We start from the raw sequence: 19,129 nt of genomic DNA, 5'->3' as shown, positions 1-19,129 counted from the left end.
CGCGCGGTCGGATATTTCGACGGCCGCCGTGCCTTGCCTGCGGAGTTCCTACCTCACCTTGACGACGACCTTGCCTTTGGCGCGGCCCTTCTCGACGAAATCCACTGCGTCCTTGGTCTCGTCGAAGGGGAAGATCCTATCCATGACTGGACGAATCACGCCTTGATCGATGAGGGATGTGATCTCGCTCAGCTGAGCGCCGTTCGCCCTCATGAAGAGGAACCGATAACCTACCTTGAGCCGCTTGGCCTTTCGCCTCGCGCCGAAGCTCAAGACGCGGATGCTCTGCTTGACGTACCAAGGCAAGCCGATCTCGTCCGCGAAGGTTGGGTCAGGCGGCGCGGAGATGGAGATGAGCCTCCCGCCTGGCTTGAGCACGCGTAGCGATTTGTCCAGAGTCTTGGAGTCTTGACTGTGCAGCACGACGTCATAGCCGTGCAGCAGGGTCTCGAAGTCTTCCTTCTTGTAGTCGATCATGACGTCCGCACCGAGGGCTTTCACCAACTCGAAATTGGCGGAGCTCGCTGTCGTAGCCACCGTCGCACCCAGATGTTTCGCCAGCTGGATCGCGAACGTGCCGACTCCGCCCGTGCCCGCCTGGATGAAGACCTTCTGCCCGGGCTTCAGATCCGCCATCTCGACGAGCGCCTGCCACGCGGTCAGGCCTACCAGGGGAACGGCCGCCGCTTCTTCCATGCTGAGTTCGGCCGGCTTGATCGCCACGTCGCGTTCGTTCATGGCGATGAACTCCGCGAAGGTGCCGATCCGATCCTTGTCCGGTTTCGCATAGACCTCGTCGCCCGGTTTGAAGCCCCGAACCCGGGGCCCGACCTGGACCACCACTCCGGCAACGTCGTTGCCGAGAATGAGCGGGAAGCGGTACGGCAGCACGAGTTTCAACTCTCCCGACGCGATCTTCACGTCGAGGAGATTCACGCCGGCCGCATGCACTTGAACGAGGACGTCGTTGTCCCCGACCACCGGCTGCGGCATGTCGACGAAGTGACCGCCGTCCTTGCTCCTGTAGCGATCGATGACGAATGCCTTCATGATCATGCTCCCGTCTTGGTCACGCGCCGAAGCGTTCGTGAATCGACTTGTTCATGCGGGCACGAGCCTCGCGGGTCATCTCGTCGGCCAGTACCTCGTCAGCGCCGGACTCGATACCGTCGAGCACCTGGCGAACCACGTCCGCCGGGTCGGACTTGGGGCTGTCCGCAAAGGACGCCATGTCGGTGTCGACCAGGCCGACGTACACGCCCACCACCTGCACGCCACGCGATGCAAGCTCGGTGCGCATCGAGTCGGTGGCGTTCCACAGTGCGGCTTTCGTGACCCCGTAGCTGGCGCCGACGGGTACCCACGCGAGCACCGAGGAGACGTTCACGATCGCACCGGACCGCTCGACGATCCCGTCGACCAACGCGGCCGCCAAGGCCAGCGGACCGAACAGGTTCGTCTCCATCTCCTCGCGCAGTTTCGTGGTGTCGGGGGCCAGGACGGAGGCTCCGCGGACGATTCCCGCGTTGTTGATGAGCACACTGACGTCGCGGGCGGCCTGGGCCGCTTCGGTCACCGATACCGGGTCGGTGACGTCGAGCCACAGCGGCACGACACGTGGGTCCACGATGTCGACCAACCGTGGATCACGCGCCGCGGCATAGATTTTCGTCACGCCGCGGCCGAGAAGCTGCCGGACGTATTCGCGACCCATGCCACGGTTGGCTCCGGTGACCAGCACTGTCTGCCCGGCAAGCGATGTCATGACTGCACCGCCGCCAGGAACGCGAGCGCCTCGGGAACGAATCGCTGATGGGCTTGGAAGATGCCGCCATGCCCGGCGTCGGGGTAGATGCGCAGAGTCGCGTTCGGCAGCCGTCGCGCCAAATCGTAGGAGTTGCTGGTCGGCACCATGCGGTCGTCGTCGCCGTTGGCCACCAACACCGGTTGTTCGATGGTGGACAGGTCGGCCGGCCGTTCGAGCCCCCAGGCGTGGATCGCCGTGAGCTGGGTGCGGAAGGCGCGGAGGGAGGTGGCCTTGTCCCGGTCGATGGTGCGTTCCTTGAGGCGCTTGACGAATGCCTTGGCCTCGGATTTGCCGTGAGCCGAACGGGTGAAGAACAGGAGTTCCTTGGGGTCTTTGAAGGTGGCGTAGGCGTGCAGGGTGTCGAGGTAGCTCAGCTTGGTGACGTTCACGATGCCCTCACCTCCGGCGGGACCGGTCCCGGCGAGGATGAGCTTGCGCACCAGCGCCGGGTGCTGCTGGGCGATCACCTGAGAAACCATGCCCCCCAGCGAGAATCCCAGCAGGTCGACCTGCTCGAACCCCAGGGCGCGGATGAACGCCACGGCATCCTGCGCCATCGCTTCGACGGTGTCGGGTGTCTTGCCCTCGGAGGCGCCCAGCCCGCGGTTGTCGAAGGTGATCACCCGGTGCTTGGCGGCGATGCCGTCGACCACTCGGGGGTCCCAGTTGTCGAGGTTGGCGGCCAGGTGGTTCAGGAAGATCACCGGTACACCGGAGTCGATGCCGAGCTCCCGGTAGACGAATGCGGTGCCGCCGACGGACACCGATTTCGTCGGGGCGTTCTGATACGAGGTGCCGCCCCAACGGGTGCGCGCTTCCGGTAACCGACTTGGCGAGCCGTGCCGGGCATTTCGCTTCTCTGTCATAATCTTTTCCTTTGGTAAACCGTTTGGTGTACTTCTACCGGCGACACTAGCATTCATTCACCCCGCACGTATACCGATCGGTGTACCGATACTATGGCGTCGCTCACCCGCCCGGACGAATCAATTCGCCGTGGTGGCGGCCGCCAGGATGGCGTCGTGGACCGCAGTCGGAGAGACGGCGACGATGGCCTTCTGTACCCGGCTGACGGTATTGCGGATTCCAGGGCTATTGCCCTCACCGTGATGGGATGTGGTTGCCCGCTCTGCCGCCAATACCGCCAGCGCCCGTTGCAACCGTCGCCGACTGTCACCACGTTGTGGGGCCACGACCACCCCTGGTATACCGCTCGGTTTACTTGTTGAGTGGCGACGTTACTCGCCTACCCGCGAGATGTAAACCCATCGGTATACTCAACCAATGACCACTCAGCAGGACGCCACTTCCAAAGGACGCGGTGGGCGCGGCGCGCGGCAGCGCATCGTGGACACGGCGATCAACCTGTTCTACCGCGAGGGCATCAATGCCACGGGCGTCGAGCGCCTCGCCGGCGAGGCTGCTGTCTCCAAGCGAACGCTCTACCAACATTTTTCGAGCAAGGCCGCCGTCGTGGAGGAATACCTGCGCTACATCCAGCAGGCCGTGGGTGACCCTATCCGGCCGGGACCGGACGCCGCCGACCACACACCCCGCGAGCGGATCCTCGCCCTGTTCACCACTCCGTCACCGGGTGGGCAGATGCGCGGCTGCCCGTTCCACAACGCTGCCGTCGAGGCCGCTGACGCCATGCCCGAAGTTCACCAGATCGTGCAGGAACACAAGCGCAACTACATCAAGGGCCTGATCAAGCTGGCTCGTCAAGCCGGTGCCGCCAACCCCACGCTGCTGGGCAACCAGCTCGGCGTCCTCTACGAGGGTGCGGCCGCACTGTCCACCTCTCTCGACGACCCGGCGCCGTGGACGCACGCACGCAAGGCCGTCCAGACGCTGCTCGACCAGGCGGGCGCATAGCGCGCCGGTGCTCACCGGGACCTGCGCCGGCCTCGCGGTTGCGTAGGGCGATGCTGGGCGATGAGTTCCTCCAGATGACGGGAGACGAGCTCCAGGGGTTTGGTCGAGCGGGCGGCCCGGGAGAGAATGACCGCGCCTTCGATCGAGGCGACAATCGTCGTAGACAAGGACTGGGCCACAGCGGGTTTCACGCCGTCATCGGTCAGCCGTTCGGCCAATAGCTGAGCCCACTGCGCGAAGACCTCCGCAGCGGCGCTGGCGGCCTCGGGGGACTCATCTCGACCGGAAGCCGCCGCCACGATCGGGCAACCGCCTTCGAAGTTCGTGCCGACGAGTACCTCGCTCCACATGCGCGTGAACGCATCGACCGGATCCGGTTGCGCGACGTACTCCCGCATCAGCGCCGTCATCTCGTCCCCGGCCGAACGTGTCGCCGCGGCAACGAGTTCGGCCTTGCCGCCGGGAAAGTTGAGATAGATCGACCGCCGCGTCACGCCGCTGGTCGCCAGGATCTCGGCAATGCCGGTGCCGGCCACTCCGTGCCGTTGCATCAACGTGGCCGTCGCTGAGGTGAGTCGATCCCGTACACGCATGCCTTGCACTATACCATTCGGTCTACTACGGTGCGGGATAGCCAAGTATACCAACCGGTGTACTCGCCTACCGGTGTTTGGCTACTGCCCAGGAGAAAGGGATGGCCATGCCCTCCTCAACCCCCGATGATCTCGCTTGGTTGCCGTCCACCGACCAGCTGGCCGCACTGGAGGCCAAGGAGATCTCCAGCGCGGAACTGGTCGATCTCTACCTGTCCCGCATCGACGAGCACAACACGCCGCTCAACGCGATCGTCACCGTCGACCCCGACTCAGCACGGCGGGCGGCCACTGAAGCAGATGCGGCCCGGTCGCGCGGGGACGCGCTGGGGCCGCTGCACGGGCTGCCGATCACCGTCAAGGACAGCTATGAGACGGCGGGCATGCGCACTGTCTGCGGTCGGCCCGACCTGGCCGACTATGTACCCACACAGGACGCCGAGGCCGTCGCCCGCTTGCGCCGGGCGGGGGCCATCATCCTCGGTAAGACCAACATGCCGACCGGCAATGCCGACGTACAAGCCAGCAATCCCGTGTTCGGCCGGACCAACAACCCGTGGGATCGCTCACGTACCTCCGGCGGTTCGGCCGGTGGCGGTGCCGCGGCTACCGCGGCCGGCCTGACGAGCTTCGACTACGGGTCCGAAATCGGTGGATCTACCCGCATTCCGTCGCACTTCTGCGGCCTCTATGGACACAAGTCGACCTGGCAGTCGGTTCCGCTGGCCGGCCACATCCCCGGTGGTCCCGGCGACCCCGGGCGGTGGGGTGAACCCGATATGGCCTGCGCCGGCGTCCAGACCCGTGGTGCCCGCGACATCATCCCCGCCTTGGAAGCCACGGTCGGCCCACTGAATCCCGACGGCGGATTCTCCTACACCCTGGCCCCGCCCCGCGCGTTGAAGCTCAAGGACTTTCGTGTCGCGATTTGGGCGAACGACCCTGCCTGCCCGGTCGACGAAGACACCCACCGAGCCATCGGCGACGCCGTCACCGCCTTGCGCGGCGCCGGCGCACGGGTGGTGGAGCAACCTGCAAGCCTGCCCATCGATCTGACAGCCTCACACGAACTGTTCCTGAGTTTGGTGATGGCCGCATTCTCGGTGGACCGTTCCACGATGAGCCCGCGGTTCGCCGGTGCCTTGGCCGCGCGCTCACTGATGAACCCGCGAGGTGACGCCGCTGCTGCATTGCGCGGGACGATCCAAAGCCACCGGGCATGGTTGTTCCGCGACGCGGCGCGCCGCGAGATCGCACACCGCTGGGCCGGATTCTTCACGGAGTTCGACGTGCTGCTGCTGCCCGTGGCACCCACGGCCGCACCGGGCCACCATGACAAGGACCATGACCGGTTCGGCCGCACCATCGACGTCGACGGCGCCACCCGCTCCTATTGGGACCAAACCAAGTGGAGCGCCCTGGCCAACATCGCCGGCGCGCCGGCGACCACGATGCCCATCACCGCCAACGCGGCCGGCCTGCCGATCGGCATCCAGGCCATGGGTCCTGCCGGGGGAGATCGCACCACCGTGGAGTTCGCTGCGCTGCTCACCGAAGTTCTTGGCGGTTTCCGCGTGCCGCCGCGATACCGCGCGCACGTCGCGAGCATCTGAGGTTGACGCCACAGTCCTAACCCACACCGAACCCGCGGCAGCGCTTTCCGGTCACCCACAACACGAATGAGGAAATCACCATGGTCGTCGAAATTCCCGATAGCGCACTGGAACTGCGGTCGCAGGTGACATCTCAGGGACAACTCGAACTCTCACTGCGCGACGTCCCGGTCCCGACGCCGGCCGCCAATGAGGTACTGGTTCGAATCGAGGCGTCACCGATCAATCCCTCCGACCTGGGTGTGCTCATCGCCACCGCGGACATGGACTCCGCAACGGTCGCGGGGACGCCCGAGCGCCCGGTCGTTACCGCACCGCTGATCGAGGGCACCCTGCGCGGGTTCGCTTCGCGAATCGACGTATCGCTGCCCGTCGGCAATGAAGGTGCGGGCACGGTCGTGGCCGCCGGCTCGTCGCCCGTGGCACAGGCCCTGATCGGCAAGACCGTTGGCGTCGTCGGCGGCGGCATGTACACCCAGTACCGACTGGTGGACGCTGCCTCGTGTCTGGTCTTGCCCGACGGTGCCTCGGCCAAGGATGGAGCATCGTCGTTCGTGAATCCGATGACGGCTCTTGGCATGGTGGAAACCATGCGGCGCGAGGGACATTCGGGCCTGGTGCACACCGCGGCCGCGTCGAATCTCGGCCAGATGCTGGTGAAACTCTGTCTCGCGGATGGTGTGCCGCTCGTCAACATCGTCCGCAAGCCGGAACAGGAGGAACTCCTGAGGTCGCTTGGAGCGGTGCACGTTTGCAACTCGGGGTCATCGTCGTTCGCGACCGATCTCACCGAGGCACTCAAGACGACGTCAGCCACGCTGGCGTTCGACGCCACAGGCGGTGGGCCACTCGCGAACCAAATCCTCAGCGCCATGGAGCGGGCGGCCCAGGCGACGACGGAACAGGAATACTCGCCGTACGGCTCGTCCGTCCACAAGCAGGTCTACATCTACGGTGCGCTCGATCCCCGCCCGGTCACCCTCGGCAACGGCTTCGGGTTGGCGTGGGGGGTCGGCGGGTGGCTGGTCTCGTCCTTCCTCGCGAGCGCCGGTCTGGAGACATTGGTCCGCCTGCGCTCTCGGGTAGCCGCAGAACTCACCACGACGTTCGCGAGCTCCTACAGTCGCGAGGTGTCGTTGGCCGGCATGCTCCGCCCCGACGCGTTCAAGTCCTACGTCAAGCAGGCGACGGGGGAGAAGTTCCTCGTGGTGCCGAACGCAGGCTGAGGTGGTGGGTCGATTCCACGCTGAACTTCATGTGGCCTATTGTACTCCGTCTATAACGAAGTTATATTCGTCTCATGCGTCGTAACTTATCGGGTCGAAAGCTGGTCATCACCGGAGCTGCACGCGGCATCGGGGAGAAGGTGGCGCGCCTTGCCGCCGCGCAAGGTGCCCGGGTGGCCCTCATTGGACTCGAGCCCGATCGGTTGCGCGCGCTCGCCGAAGAATTGGGTGCAGGCGCCTCCTGGCGAGAGGCCGACGTGCGCGACGGCACCGCGTTGCGAGTGGCGATCGACGACTGCGCAAACGTCATGGGCGGCATCGACTTCGTCGTCGCCAACGCCGGCGTCGCCGCGTACGGAACCGTGCGGCATGCCGACGAGGCGTCGTTCGAGCGAGTCCTTGACATCAACCTGAACGGCGTCTTCCGCACACTCAAGTACGCGACACCTCACCTGGAGCGCAGCCGGGGCCACGCAATGGTCATTGCGTCGGCGATCTCCTTCACGCCGATCGCCGGGCTGGCCTCGTACGCCGCCAGCAAGGCCGGAGTCGAAATGCTGGCCCTGGCCTACCGCCAGGAAGTGGCGCACCTCGGCATCACGGTCGGGCTCGTCCACCCTTCGTGGATCGACACCGATCTCGTCCGCGGCGCAGAGGCGGACCTTCCCTCATTCCAGGGCCTGCGGGCACGGCTGCCGTATCCAGGCAATGTGACCACGAGCGTGGACCGGGCAGCCGAGGCGATCGTCAACGGCCTGGTGCGCAGGCGCAGCCGCGTGTACGTGCCACGCGCCGTCGTGGTGGCCAACTGGGCGAAGGCGGCGCTGAACTCGCCGGCCGCATGGCCGTGGATGAGGCGCTTCGCGGCCCAGGTGACCCCGACCCTCGAACGCGAGGTCGCGGCTTTGGGACGGCATGACCAAGTCGTGCCCGGTTCGCAAAGCCCCTCGGCCGTGAGCTCGGGCGCTATCGAACCCGCTGTTCGATAGCGCTTTGCGCAGCTCTTCGGCGAACCCCGCGGTCCATTGCGGAATAGTCATAACGAAGTTACAGTTGCCTATAACGAAGTTATGGCGATCGAGGCAGGGGCCTGGCAGGCGCTCAACGCCGAGCCACCGCCCGTCCCTCCGATACATCTGAAGATGAAAGTGAACGGACATGAAGGCATTCGTCGTCACGCAGTACGGCAACGACAGCATCCGCGCCGCCGACGTTCCCGAACCGAAGGTGGGCGGCAACGACGTCCTCGTCCGGGTGAGCGCAGCCAGCATCAACCCGCTGGACAAGATGGTCCGCAACGGTGAGTTCAAACAATTGCTGAAGTACAAGCCGCCCTTCGTGATTGGTCACGACGTCGCCGGCGTGGTGACCCAGGTCGGTGCGACGGTCCGCGACTTCAAGGTCGGCGACGAGGTGTATGCGCGCCCCCGCGATCTGCGGATCGGCACCTTCGCCGAGTACATCGCGATCGATCAGAACGACGTGGCGATCAAGCCGGCCTCGCTCACGCTGCACGAGGCGGCCGCCGTCCCCCTGGTCGCCTTGGCCGCCTGGCAGATCCTGGTCGAGAAGGCTCAGGTCAAGCCAGGGCAGAAGGTCCTCGTGCATGCGGGCGCGGGAGGGCTGGGGTCCACCGTGATTCAACTCGCCAAGTACCTCGGCGCGCATGTGGCGACCACGGCGTCCGCCGAGACCGAGGCGCTGGTCCGCGACCTCGGGGCGGACGTCGTGATCGACTACAAGAAGCAGGACTTCTCGCAGGTCCTCTCGGGTTACGACGTCGTACTGGACTCGCTGGGCGGCGAGAACCTGATGAAATCGCTGACGGTCCTCAAGCCCGGCGGCCTGGCAATCGGTGTCGCCGGCCCGCCGGATGCTGGATTCGCCAAACAGCTCCGTGCACCCAAGCCCTTCGAATTCGTGCTGTCGTTCCTGAGTCGCAAGGTCCGCAAGGCCGCGAAGAAGTACGGGGTGCGTTACTCGTTCTTCTTCATGAAGGCCAGTGGTCCGCAGCTCCGCAGGCTCGCCGCCCTCTACGACGCGGGCCAACTGCGCCCGGTCCTGGACAGAACGTTTCCGTTCGACCAGACCCTCGAGGCGCTCGCCTATGTCGAGAGCGGCAAGGTCAAGGCCGGAAAGGTCGTCGTCGCGCTATGAGCCAGCACACCGAATTCAGAAGTGCGAATACGTCGCCCACCAAGGGTGTCGACGTCGACGGCACACGGTTCGCCTACCGCGAGTTCGGGCCGAGCACCGGGATACCCGTGGTCTTTCTACATCACTTCACGGCCGTCATCGATGATTGGGACCCTCGCGTCATCGACGGGATCGCATCAGAACGGCGCGTGATCACGTTCGACAACCGTGGTGTCGGCGGCACCGAAGGCCGCACGCCCACAACGGTTTCGGATATGGCCGACGACGCGATCGCCTTCATCCGCGCACTCGGCATCGAGCAGGTCGACCTGGTGGGCTTCTCCCTTGGCGGATTCATCGCGCAGGAGGTCGTGACGAAGCAGCCCGCGATGGTCCGCAGAATCATCCTTGCCGGCACGGGACCGGCCGGCGGCGACGGCGTCGGCAAGCTTTCGAGGAGACTTCTGGCCGACATGATGCACGGGTTGCTCACCCGCAACGACCCGAAGCCGTACCTCTTCTTCACCAGGACGGCCGACGGCAGGGCGGCGGCAACGGCCTACATGGACCGGCTCACGGAACGCTCCCACGACCGCGTCAAACACACGACACCTCGCGGAGTTGCCGCGCAGTTCCTCGCGATTCACCGCTGGGGCGCTCAAGCTCCCATGGATCTGGGCTCGATCGCGCATCCCGTGCTCGTCGCCAACGGTGAAGACGACCGGATGCTCCCGACGAGGGCCTCGTTCGACCTTGCCCACCGTCTGCCGAACGCCTCGCTGCGGATCTACCCGGATTCCGGGCACGGCGGCGTCTTTCAGTGGCACGCGAAGTTCGTCCCACAGGTGCTGGAGTTCCTCGGGTAGCGACTCACTCAACGGCGCGAACGAGTTCGATGGCGCGCGCCATTCACGGCCTCGACCTGCGCGGCCGCAAGGTCGTGATGCAGGACTGCGCCGGGTTGACTCTGTTGGCCGAGCGGATCAACTCCTCGGTCTGGATGTGCCGCCACGCGTGACGTTCGTTGGACATGGGCGCTGCCCTCCTTACCTCTGCTAGAAGCGGGTCACCGTTTCTGGAGAACTTCGTAATAAACTTCGTTATAACCGATAGTGCGCTGGATCACAGATGACAACCCCCGATTCCGATCCGGCCGTCGCGGAGTGCCGCTGGGGCGGAGCCGTGACGGTGCTTGTAACCTCGTTTTACGAGTTCTCGGGCGGTCTTGATGGGAGGTGCACGGCGGCATGCCGAAACCCCGCAAGCAGACTGCACCCCGGCTGGCGCCGGAGCAGATCGTGGAGCGATTGGTCGAGGCGGCGACGGCGTTGCTCGCCGAGAAGGGCCCGTCGGAGGTCAAGGCACGGTCGGTTGCCGAGGCCGCACAGGTGTCGACGATGGCGGTGTATTACCACCTCGGCGGGCTGCCCGAACTCCTCCAAGCCGTCGTCGACAAAGGATTTCAGGATCTGAGTCGGGCCCTCGTCACCGCTCCCGCCGGCGACGATCCGGTCACCGTGCTGTTCGCAATGGCGTTGGCGCATCGCAGGTTCGCACAGGACAATCCCCACCTCTACGACCTGATGTTCGGCCTCTCGACGCGAGGCAGTTATCGACCGCAACAGACCGCACGCCCCGTCGCAAGCGGACGATCAGAGGAATTCCAGACGGTCTATGCGAGCCTGGTCCAGGCATGCATCCGGCTCGTGAGCAGCGGTCGCGTCCGCAGCGATGAAGATCCCGAAACCATCGCCCCCCAACTCTGGAGTGCCGTCCACGGATTCGTCACCCTCGAACTGGGTGCTCACTTCGTCCAGTTCTCGGACCCCGTCCGGCAAGTCCTGCAACCGATGATGGTCAACATATTCGTCGGACTCGGCGGCGACCCGGAGGCCGCCAACGCCTCCCATGCCGCGGCGATCGCTGCGACGCACCAGGCGATCAAGGATTCCGCGTGAGCATTCACGCCACCGCGCCGCCTGCCGTCATTGCCTCGTAGAGGCGCGCAGCGGTTTCGTGGGACGCCTCGGCGCGCTCCCGCGTATCGCCCAGTCCGACCGAAAGATTCACACCCAGCGGCAGCAGCACCTGTCTGGCCGTGTCGGGGAACTGCACGAAGTGATCACCCAGTTCGAGGGTGACGAAGCCGTGCACGAAACTCCACAACTGGGCGGCCACCACGTCGGGATCCTGCGGCCTGACCCTGCCGGAGCTCACCAGCCGTGCGCACGGTAGAGCGACACGAGCGAAGACGCAGCGGAAGGCCGGTGTACCTCCACTCAGGCGAACGTCGGGATCGCTCAGGGGTCGGTACGTGGCACGCGTCGACAATCCGAACATCAGGTCATAGAGGTGGGGGTTCTCGCGGGCGATCCGAAGGCACACGAGGGCCTGGAGGGCCAGATCCGCGACCGGATCATCCGTCGGGGGCAACTCGGAAAACGCCGAGTCCAACTGCTTGAATCCGCGGTCGATGACGGCGCGCGTGAGCTCGGGGATCCCACCGAAGTGGTGATAAACGGCCATCGTCGAGAGTCCGGCGGCCGACGCCACCGTACGCGCCTTGATCGCCGACGGACCCAGCTCCGCCAACAGGCCGATCGCGGCCCGAACGAGCCGGTCCGGTACGCCGTCGAGTGTCGAGTGCCTCGACATGTCCGAGGCCATGTTCTCGGTGACTCCGTCCTTCGTGACCCTTGCCACAAGCGAGATAACTTGGTTATAGTAATTGCATAACTTCGTTATAGCACAGTCCCACTCCTACCGAAGTCCCACGAAGGCAGTAGCCATGACACACCAAGGCGACAACCACCTCGACATCGAGGACCGCGGAACCACCCTGATCGTGCGTGTCGACGGTGGCCCCCACAGCCTGTTCGGCGTCGAAATCGCCGACGAGCTCGACGCACTGGTGGACCGCGTCAGCCGCGACCCTAGCGTCCATGCCGTCGTGTTCACCGGCGCGCGCCCCGGCCGGTTCGTCAGCCATGCCGACGTGCGGTGGCTGCAAGAAGGAGGGGCCGTGAAGCCGAAGCTCGGCCGACGCGGCGCCTCGGCCGCCCTACGGGTGGCCAGGGGCATTGACCGCGCCGGTATCCCAGGGCCGGTAGTGGACAGAACTCCGCTGAGCGGCGCCGGCCAGCTCGACCGCTTGCACGAGACGTTCATGAAGATGAACGCCAGCGGCGTCATCTTCGTTGCGGCACTGAACGGTTCAGCACTGGGCCTGGGAGCGGAATTCGCCTGGGCATGCGATCTGCGAGTCATGGCCGACGGGGACTTCTTCATCGGCCAGCCGGAAGTCCTGCTCGGGATCATGCCGGGCGGCGGCGGCTCTCAACGGCTCACCCGCCTGATCGGCACCCACAAGTCATTGGTCGCGATCCTCGAGGGCAAGCCGTTCACGCCGGCGCAGGCTCTGGCCAATGGCGCGGTCGACGACGTCGTGGCGCCCGACGAGGTGGTCGCGCGTGCCACCGAACTGGCCGAATACTTCGGCAAGCGGACCAAGGGATCGATCGAAGGCATCAAGAGGGCGGTGTACTTCGGCGGCTCGATGTCGCTGGCGGAAGGGTTGCACGTCGAGCGGACCGAGTTCTTCCCAACGGATCAGTCGAAGGCCGGTCAAGAGCTGATGCGCCAGTACCTTTCGGATACGGACGCCACGGGCGAGCTTCCCCTCTACCGCCCGGACACCTATGCGCAAGCGCTCGAAGCGGGCCGGGTGCCCAGGGTCGGCAACACCAACGGGGCGGTGAAGAAGTGAGCACTGCGCTACCGTTCACCCGCTTCGACGTCTCATTCAGTTCGGGCGAAGACCGCTGTGCCGCCTGGCTCTACCTGCCCACCGGTGTCACGTCGCCGCCCGTGGTGGTCCTCGGGCACGGCCTCGGTGCCACCCGGGAAATGCGCCTGGACGCCTTCGCCGAGCGGTTCGCGCAGGCTGGCATCGCGGCCTTGGCCTTCACGTACCGCCACTTCGGCGACAGCGGCGGCCAGCCGCGCCAGCTCCTGTCGATCAAGCGTCAGCTCGCCGACTGGGACGCCGCCATCGCCTGTGTGAAGAATCGCCACGACGTCGACGGCACCCGAATTGCCGTCTGGGGCAGCTCTTTCGGCGGAGGCCATGCCATCACCGTGGCCTCACGTCATCCCGAGCTGAAAGCGGCTGTGGCCCAGTGCCCATTCACCGACGGTCTTGCCTCCGCGCTCGCGCTTGGCCCCGCTGGATCGCTGAAGACACTGCCCGTCGTCGCGAGGGACTTCGCTGCCATGGTCCTTCGCAGGCCTCCGGCGATGATTCCACTCGCCGGGCCTCCGGGCTCTGTGGCCCTGATGAACGCCCCGGATGCCCTTCCCGGCTACGAGGCGCTGCTGCCGCCTGACACGACGTTCCGGAACGAGGTCGCGGCGCGATTCGCTCCCACGGGGACGACGTACCGGCCCGGGCGGGCGGCAAAGAAGGTCAAGTTCCCAATCCTGTTCTGTGTCAGCAATACCGACAGCGTCACGCCACCCGCCCAGACGTTGCGCTACGCGCGCACCGCACCCCGGGGCGAGATCAAACGCTACGACGCCGGCCATTTCGACTTCTACCTCGGCGAGCCCTTCGAGGCGTTGGTGCGCGACCAGGTTGAGTTCCTCACCCGCCAACTGCAGCCGGCGGGAGCGGTTGCGTGACGCCCGAAACCTTGGGCGGGCGCTTGCCGCTGGCCGATCGCGCGGATCTCAACCCCGCCATCGCCGCCCCGTTTCTGGACTTGCAGTTCGCCGAGCAGATGCACACTTCGCTGAGCGCCCGGGTCCGTGAAGTCGTCATCGTCGCGGTGGGTGCCGTCTGGCAGGCCGACTATGAGCTGTATGCCCACTTGGCCGTAGCCCGCAAGGCCGGCCTCTCAGACGACGCCGCCCGGGCGGTGGCAACCGGTGAACTACCGGGCGATCTCAGCTACGACGAGACGATCGCTCTAAGGCTCACCCAGCAGCTATCAACTAGTCACCGAGTCGACGAGTCGCTGTACAGGTCAGCCGAAGCGGCGTTCGGCGCAAAGGGCTTGATCGATATCGCCTTCCTCATCGGCATCTATCACTGGGTGTGCGCGACGCTCACCATGTTCGCCATACCCGCTCCCGAATAGGACTGCACCCCATGATATTTGCTTCATTGCCGGATCTTCGCGCCGGTGCGAATCCCGATGGGCCCGCCGTGTCCGACGAGACGGTGTCGTTGACCAATACCGACTTGTTGCAACGGGTGCGGGCATTGGCCGGTCAGCTGCACAACCTTGGCATCGGTACCGGCGACGTGGTCGCGGTCAGGCTGCGCAACCGGGTCGAGTTCGTGGTCGTGATGTTCGCGTCGTGGCGGTTGGGTGCGACGGTGACGCCGGTCAACCCAAGCCTGACTGAGGACGAGGTCGTTCGGCAGCTCGAGGCCTCCAGCGCGCGGCTGCTGGTCGCCGAGGACGGCACGTCCCACCCGGGCATCGTGCATACCTTGGCCGTGAACGATCTGCGCCAACAGGATTTCGGGGCGGATTTACCACCGCACGTCGATCCGTCGACGCTGGCGCTGCTGATCTTCACCAGCGGCACCACCGGCGTGCCGAAGGGCGTGATGCTCGACCACGCCAACCTCGATGCGATGGCGGAAATGGGACGCCAAGCGCTCGGCATCGGGCCGGCGGACCGGTCTCTGTTGATTCTGCCGCTGTTCCACGTCAACGGCATCGTGGTCAGTGTGCTGACGCCGCTGCTGGCCGGCGCGAGTGTCGTGATCGCCGAGCGGTTCGATCCGCGCACGTTCTTCGGCACCGTCGAACACCATCGCCCGACGTTCTTCTCGGCGGTGCCCACGATCTACACCCTGCTGGCTGCGTTGCCCGACGACGTTCGCCCCGACATGTCGTCGCTGCGGTTTGGCATTTGTGGGGCAGCTCCTGCCTCCGCGGAATTGTTGCGCCGCTTCGAGGCTCGCTACGGATTTCCCCTCGTCGAGGGATACGGGCTCTCGGAGGGAACGTGCGCCTCCACCATCAACCCGGTCGACGGTGAACGCCGAGCCGGAACGGTGGGGGTCGCGTTTCCTGGCCAGCAGATCCGCATCATCGACGAGGCCGGAACGGCGGTACCAACCGGTGTTGACGGTCAGGTCACCATCGCCGGCCCCAACGTCATGCGCGGATACTTGGGACGCCCCGACGAGACCGCGCGCGTGGTCGTCGACGGCTGGCTGCACACCGGCGATGTCGGCCACCTCGACACCGATGGCTACCTGTCGCTGGTAGGGCGATCCAAGGACATGATCATCCGCGGCGGGGAGAACATCTATCCCAAGGAGATCGAGGACGTTCTCACCGAGGATTCCGCCGTGTTGGAAGCCGCCGTGATCGGCGTGCCCGACGACAAGTGGGGCGAAACCGTCGCCGCCTACGTGGCACCCCGAGATGGGTGCACCATCGATCCCCTAGCGCTGCAAGCACTGTGCGCACGCAAGCTGGCCGGCTACAAACGCCCGACGTCGATCACCGTGATGGACACCATCCCCAAGAACGCTGTCGGCAAGACCGACAAGGCTCCGCTGCGCGCAACCCACCCGAGAGGAACATCGTCATGACTTCCCTGCAGGACCCCCTGACTTTGCCGTGCGGGCAGGTACTGCCCAACAGGATCATGAAGGCCGCGTTGAGCGAAGGCCTGGCCGACAGGCAGAACTCACCCGATCATCGCCTCGAGCGGCTCTACACCAGCTGGAGCCACGGTGGTTACGGTCTGATCGTCACCGGCAACGTGATGGTGGACCGCACGCAACTCGGTGAGCCCGGCAATGTCGTGATCGAGGACGAGCGCAACCTGGACGCCCTTTCCCGCTGGGCCAAGGCCACCAAGGACGCCGGTGTTCCGATCTGGGTTCAGCTCAATCACCCGGGGCGGCAGTCAAATCCCCTCGACATAGGGCACACGCCAGTGGCACCGAGCCCGGTTGCGCTGAACTTTCCCGGTGCGGCCACCCCTCGCCAGCTGACATCTGCAGAGATCGAAGGCATCATCGAGCGTTTCGCCACCGCCGCGGTGGTCTGTGAGACAGCGGGTTTCGACGGCGTGCAGATCCACGGCGCACACGGATACCTGGTCGCACAATTTCTGTCACCGCTGTCCAACCAGCGCGACGATGAGTGGGGTGGCGACCCGCAGCGGCGGATGCGCTTCGTGCTCGAAGTCGTGCGCCGCATCCGCGCCCGCGTCTCACCGAGCTTTGCGGTGGGCATCAAGCTCAATTCGGCCGACTTCCAGCGTGGTGGGTTCACCGAGGAGGAATCCAGCGCGGTCGTCGCCGCACTGGCGGTGGAAGGCGTCGACCTGATCGAGGTCAGCGGCGGCAGCTACGAACAACCCGCCATGATGGGCAAGGCCGCCGACAGCACCCGCGCACGCGAGGCCTACTTCTTGGAGTACGCCCGCACCGTGCGCAGCCTCGCCGGTGACATCCCGCTCGCGGTCACCGGCGGGTTCCGATCCCGTGCCGCCATGCATGACGCGGTGCACAGCGGTGAGTGCGACGTCATCGGCTTGGGCAGGCCCACTGCCACCACACCCGATGCCGCGGCCGTCATCCTGGCCGGGCGTGCTGAATCGCTGCCCTCACATCATGTGCGTGCCGGGATGCGCCGGGTACTGGGCCGGTTCACCGACCTCAAATCACTCGACGGCATTCTCGAACTGTCCTGGCACACAGACCAATTGCACCGTGTTGGGGACGGCCTGACACCCGATCTCAGTCGGGGACGGATTGCGACCGCCATCGCCATGCTGCGCCGCAACGGGACCGTGTCGGTCGGGCGCAAACGTGGCCTCTGACCCTAAAGGCTATGCCCTGGCGGGCAAGGTCGCGGAGTGCGCATGGTTCTGGCCGATATCGACCCAGCTGCCGCGCAAGGCGTAGCGACGACGCAGCCGTGCGTCGAGCCCTCGCTCATCTGGAGAACCGGGCGCCCGCGTGAGCATCCACGGCGGGTGCGATCCAGCGCCGTAGGTAGGCACGGAGTTCGTCACCTTGGCGGTGCGGCCCGCCGGGATCCAGGATCAGCGACTGCAGCGTGCGCAGCATGAATTCCACGAGCTCGTCGAATCCGGCGTCGTCGAATCCGGCTGTGGCCCAGTCGATATTGAATCTGCCAAGTATCGACCGGCCGAAGGATATCGCGATATCGGAGGTGACGCCTGCGGCGAAGGCGCTCGCCTTTCCTGGCTGCATCACCATTCCCAGATATTTGTCGTGCGGAAGCTGTTCGAGGGTGTAGGCAATGCCCTCTATGACCGCCTCGGTCGGTGTGGTGATTGCGTCGAGGTGCTCGGCCAGGTGATCCAGGAAACGCCCGACCGCGGAGACGGCCGTCGCGCGAAGCAACGCTTCGTGGTTGGGAAAATACCGATACAAGGTGGCGCGGGTGATGCCCAGCGACTGGGCGACCTCGGACATGCTCAGGGTTCCGCGCTCATCGATCGCCTTGCGCGAGGCCGTCACGATGCGGGTGATCGCTTCCTCGTCATCGGCGGGAATGTCGCCGGACCATCCATGTCTGCGCATGCCTGGCATCGTCGCATCCCTCGGGCACTCACGCGAAGTCTTGACTATACATATTGGCCCTGTTGTATTGTCTGACCTGACGCGTAATCGGTGACCAAAAGGAGAAGCGCATGCAGTCGACGGCTCAAGCACCGGTGGACGGACACGACGAGGTGCTGACCCGTCGCGCCCTGCGCCACGCCATCGAGAAGACCACCGATATGGCCGCCCGCGAGCTGCGGGTCCCGTTGCACTACTACCGGGATCCCAAGATCACCGAGATCGAGGAATCTCAGATTCTGCGCCGCGTTCCGTTGGCGATCGTGCCCTCGGCACAGCTGCCCAACGCGAACGACTTCATGGTCCGGTCCGTGTTGGGCGATTCACTGCTCGTCACCCGGGACCGCACCGGCGCCGGCCACGTGTTCTTGAACTACTGCCGGCACCGCGGCGCGATGCCGGCCTGCGGATCGGGTAACGCCTCGAAGTTCGTCTGTCCGTATCACGCCTGGAGTTACCGCAACACCGGTGAACTGTTCATGGTCCCCGGTAGCGCGGGGTTCGACTCGATGGACAAAGCCGACTACGGTCTGGTCGAACTACCCAGCGAAGAGCGCTACGGATTCATCTGGGCCGTCCTGACCGCGGACGCCACAGTCGATCTCGACGCCCACCTGGGCGGTATCGGCCCGGAACTGGAGCAACTGAACTACGCGTCGTACGGCTACCACACCGATCGCCAGTTCGATTCCGACGTGTCATGGAAGGGCGCACTGGAGGCGTTCGCCGAGGCGTACCACTTCCCGTTCGTCCACGGCCAGAGCGTGATCGGCCAGAACACGGTCGCCAACACCTGCGTCTACGACGAGTTCGGCAAGCACCACCGGATCGGCTTTCCGTTCAATTGGGTCACCAACCTCGATCAAGATCCCAGCGGCCCCTGGGATCCGCACCTGAACATGGGCGTGATCTATTGGATCTACCCGAACCTGATACTGGCCAACAGCCCTGTCGGCGTGGAGATCATCGATATCCTGCCCGCCGGCGCGCCCACCCGCTGCACCGTGCGGCACAGCTGGATGGCGCGCGTCCCGGCCACCACCGACGAACAGCGGGCGGCCTACGACGAGATCTTCCAGAGCGTCCACACGGCCGTCCGCGACGAGGATTTCACCATGCTGCCGCAGTGCGGCGAGGGCGTGCGGCACGGCCAGCACGACCATATGATCATCGGCCGCAACGAGATCGGCGTGCAGCACATGATCAAGGTCTTCGCTCAGGAACTCGGCGTGGCGCTGCAGTAACTCCGAATG

The 19,129-nt window shown here is 65.4% G+C and carries 20 protein-coding genes; 14 read left to right on the top strand and 6 right to left on the bottom strand.

The genetic code is table 11. The features are described from left to right. Positions 1–48 precede the first annotated feature (48 nt). From ACXPWS_RS01425 to ACXPWS_RS01415, 3 genes are read right to left on the bottom strand one after another with little or no spacing between them, the layout of a single operon-like run. Positions 49–1,050, bottom strand: coding sequence for an NADP-dependent oxidoreductase (locus tag ACXPWS_RS01425; RefSeq protein ID WP_458710731.1), 1,002 nt, complete (start codon positions 1,048–1,050; stop codon positions 49–51). 19 nt (positions 1,051–1,069) lie between these two features. Next, positions 1,070–1,765 (bottom strand): SDR family oxidoreductase, encoded by a 696-nt coding sequence (locus tag ACXPWS_RS01420; RefSeq protein ID WP_458710730.1) that lies wholly within the window; start codon positions 1,763–1,765, stop codon positions 1,070–1,072. Next, entirely contained in the window at positions 1,762–2,673 is a 912-nt protein-coding gene (locus ACXPWS_RS01415) for an alpha/beta fold hydrolase (RefSeq protein WP_458710729.1), read from the bottom strand. Before ACXPWS_RS01415 ends, ACXPWS_RS01420 begins: the two co-directional genes overlap by 4 nt. 418 nt (positions 2,674–3,091) lie before the next feature. Here ACXPWS_RS01415 and ACXPWS_RS01410 point away from each other — a divergent pair, with 418 nt between their 5' ends. Further along, a complete protein-coding gene (locus ACXPWS_RS01410) occupies positions 3,092–3,682 on the top strand; it encodes a TetR/AcrR family transcriptional regulator (RefSeq protein WP_458710728.1) in 591 nt (196 codons plus the stop codon). 11 nt (positions 3,683–3,693) lie between these two features. Here the strand turns inward: ACXPWS_RS01410 and ACXPWS_RS01405 are convergent, their stop codons facing one another. Then, positions 3,694–4,275 (bottom strand): TetR/AcrR family transcriptional regulator, encoded by a 582-nt coding sequence (locus ACXPWS_RS01405; RefSeq protein WP_458710727.1) that lies wholly within the window; start codon positions 4,273–4,275, stop codon positions 3,694–3,696. A 101-nt stretch (positions 4,276–4,376) separates the two neighbouring features. On the opposite strand from ACXPWS_RS01405, the gene ACXPWS_RS01400 reads away from it, so the two are divergent. The 7 genes from ACXPWS_RS01400 to ACXPWS_RS01370 all read left to right on the top strand — a co-directional run bounded on the left by ACXPWS_RS01400 (position 4,377) and on the right by ACXPWS_RS01370 (position 11,208). Continuing rightward, positions 4,377–5,888: an amidase gene (locus ACXPWS_RS01400; protein WP_458710726.1), complete on the top strand. Its 1,512-nt coding sequence runs from the start codon at positions 4,377–4,379 to the stop codon at positions 5,886–5,888. An 80-nt stretch (positions 5,889–5,968) separates the two neighbouring features. Next, positions 5,969–7,114: a zinc-binding dehydrogenase gene (locus ACXPWS_RS01395; protein ID WP_458710725.1), complete on the top strand. Its 1,146-nt coding sequence runs from the start codon at positions 5,969–5,971 to the stop codon at positions 7,112–7,114. A gap of 74 nt (positions 7,115–7,188) precedes the next feature. Continuing rightward, positions 7,189–8,103, top strand: a complete 915-nt coding sequence (locus tag ACXPWS_RS01390) for an SDR family oxidoreductase (RefSeq protein WP_458710724.1) — start codon at positions 7,189–7,191, stop codon at positions 8,101–8,103. A gap of 169 nt (positions 8,104–8,272) precedes the next feature. Next, positions 8,273–9,271: an NADP-dependent oxidoreductase gene (locus tag ACXPWS_RS01385; RefSeq protein ID WP_458710723.1), complete on the top strand. Its 999-nt coding sequence runs from the start codon at positions 8,273–8,275 to the stop codon at positions 9,269–9,271. Next, positions 9,268–10,116, top strand: coding sequence for an alpha/beta fold hydrolase (locus ACXPWS_RS01380; protein WP_458710722.1), 849 nt, complete (start codon positions 9,268–9,270; stop codon positions 10,114–10,116). Before ACXPWS_RS01385 ends, ACXPWS_RS01380 begins: the two co-directional genes overlap by 4 nt. Positions 10,117–10,145: 29 nt before the next feature. After that, positions 10,146–10,268, top strand: a complete 123-nt coding sequence (locus tag ACXPWS_RS01375; RefSeq protein ID WP_458713790.1) for a hypothetical protein — start codon at positions 10,146–10,148, stop codon at positions 10,266–10,268. Between the two features lie 229 nt (positions 10,269–10,497). Then, entirely contained in the window at positions 10,498–11,208 is a 711-nt protein-coding gene (locus ACXPWS_RS01370; RefSeq protein ID WP_458710721.1) for a TetR/AcrR family transcriptional regulator, read from the top strand. Positions 11,209–11,212: 4 nt separating this feature from the next. Here ACXPWS_RS01370 and ACXPWS_RS01365 read toward each other — a convergent pair whose 3' ends face one another. After that, positions 11,213–11,953 carry a TetR/AcrR family transcriptional regulator gene (locus tag ACXPWS_RS01365; RefSeq protein ID WP_458710720.1) on the bottom strand — a complete coding sequence of 247 codons (741 nt, stop codon included), beginning with the start codon at positions 11,951–11,953 and terminating at the stop codon, positions 11,213–11,215. Positions 11,954–12,038: 85 nt separating this feature from the next. Here ACXPWS_RS01365 and ACXPWS_RS01360 point away from each other — a divergent pair, with 85 nt between their 5' ends. From ACXPWS_RS01360 to ACXPWS_RS01340, 5 genes are read left to right on the top strand one after another with little or no spacing between them, the layout of a single operon-like run. Continuing rightward, positions 12,039–13,016: an enoyl-CoA hydratase/isomerase family protein gene (locus ACXPWS_RS01360; protein ID WP_458710719.1), complete on the top strand. Its 978-nt coding sequence runs from the start codon at positions 12,039–12,041 to the stop codon at positions 13,014–13,016. Then, entirely contained in the window at positions 13,013–13,930 is a 918-nt protein-coding gene (locus tag ACXPWS_RS01355; RefSeq protein WP_458710718.1) for an alpha/beta hydrolase, read from the top strand. Before ACXPWS_RS01360 ends, ACXPWS_RS01355 begins: the two co-directional genes overlap by 4 nt. Further along, positions 13,927–14,388, top strand: coding sequence for a carboxymuconolactone decarboxylase family protein (locus ACXPWS_RS01350; protein WP_458710717.1), 462 nt, complete (start codon positions 13,927–13,929; stop codon positions 14,386–14,388). Before ACXPWS_RS01355 ends, ACXPWS_RS01350 begins: the two co-directional genes overlap by 4 nt. Positions 14,389–14,399: 11 nt before the next feature. Beyond that, positions 14,400–15,866 (top strand): class I adenylate-forming enzyme family protein, encoded by a 1,467-nt coding sequence (locus ACXPWS_RS01345; RefSeq protein ID WP_458710716.1) that lies wholly within the window; start codon positions 14,400–14,402, stop codon positions 15,864–15,866. Beyond that, positions 15,863–17,107: an NADH:flavin oxidoreductase/NADH oxidase family protein gene (locus tag ACXPWS_RS01340; protein WP_458710715.1), complete on the top strand. Its 1,245-nt coding sequence runs from the start codon at positions 15,863–15,865 to the stop codon at positions 17,105–17,107. Before ACXPWS_RS01345 ends, ACXPWS_RS01340 begins: the two co-directional genes overlap by 4 nt. A gap of 115 nt (positions 17,108–17,222) precedes the next feature. On the opposite strand, the gene ACXPWS_RS01335 is transcribed toward ACXPWS_RS01340, so the two are convergent. Next, on the bottom strand, positions 17,223–17,837 hold the full coding sequence (locus ACXPWS_RS01335) for a TetR/AcrR family transcriptional regulator (RefSeq protein ID WP_458710714.1): 615 nt from the start codon (positions 17,835–17,837) through the stop codon (positions 17,223–17,225). A 110-nt stretch (positions 17,838–17,947) separates the two neighbouring features. On the opposite strand from ACXPWS_RS01335, the gene ACXPWS_RS01330 reads away from it, so the two are divergent. Beyond that, positions 17,948–19,120: an aromatic ring-hydroxylating oxygenase subunit alpha gene (locus tag ACXPWS_RS01330; RefSeq protein ID WP_458710713.1), complete on the top strand. Its 1,173-nt coding sequence runs from the start codon at positions 17,948–17,950 to the stop codon at positions 19,118–19,120. Positions 19,121–19,129 lie beyond the last annotated feature (9 nt).

Source organism: Mycobacterium sp. BMJ-28, from assembly GCF_054404835.1.
Note: the sequence above shows the minus strand (reverse complement) of the source record. Positions and strands in the feature narration are given on the sequence as shown.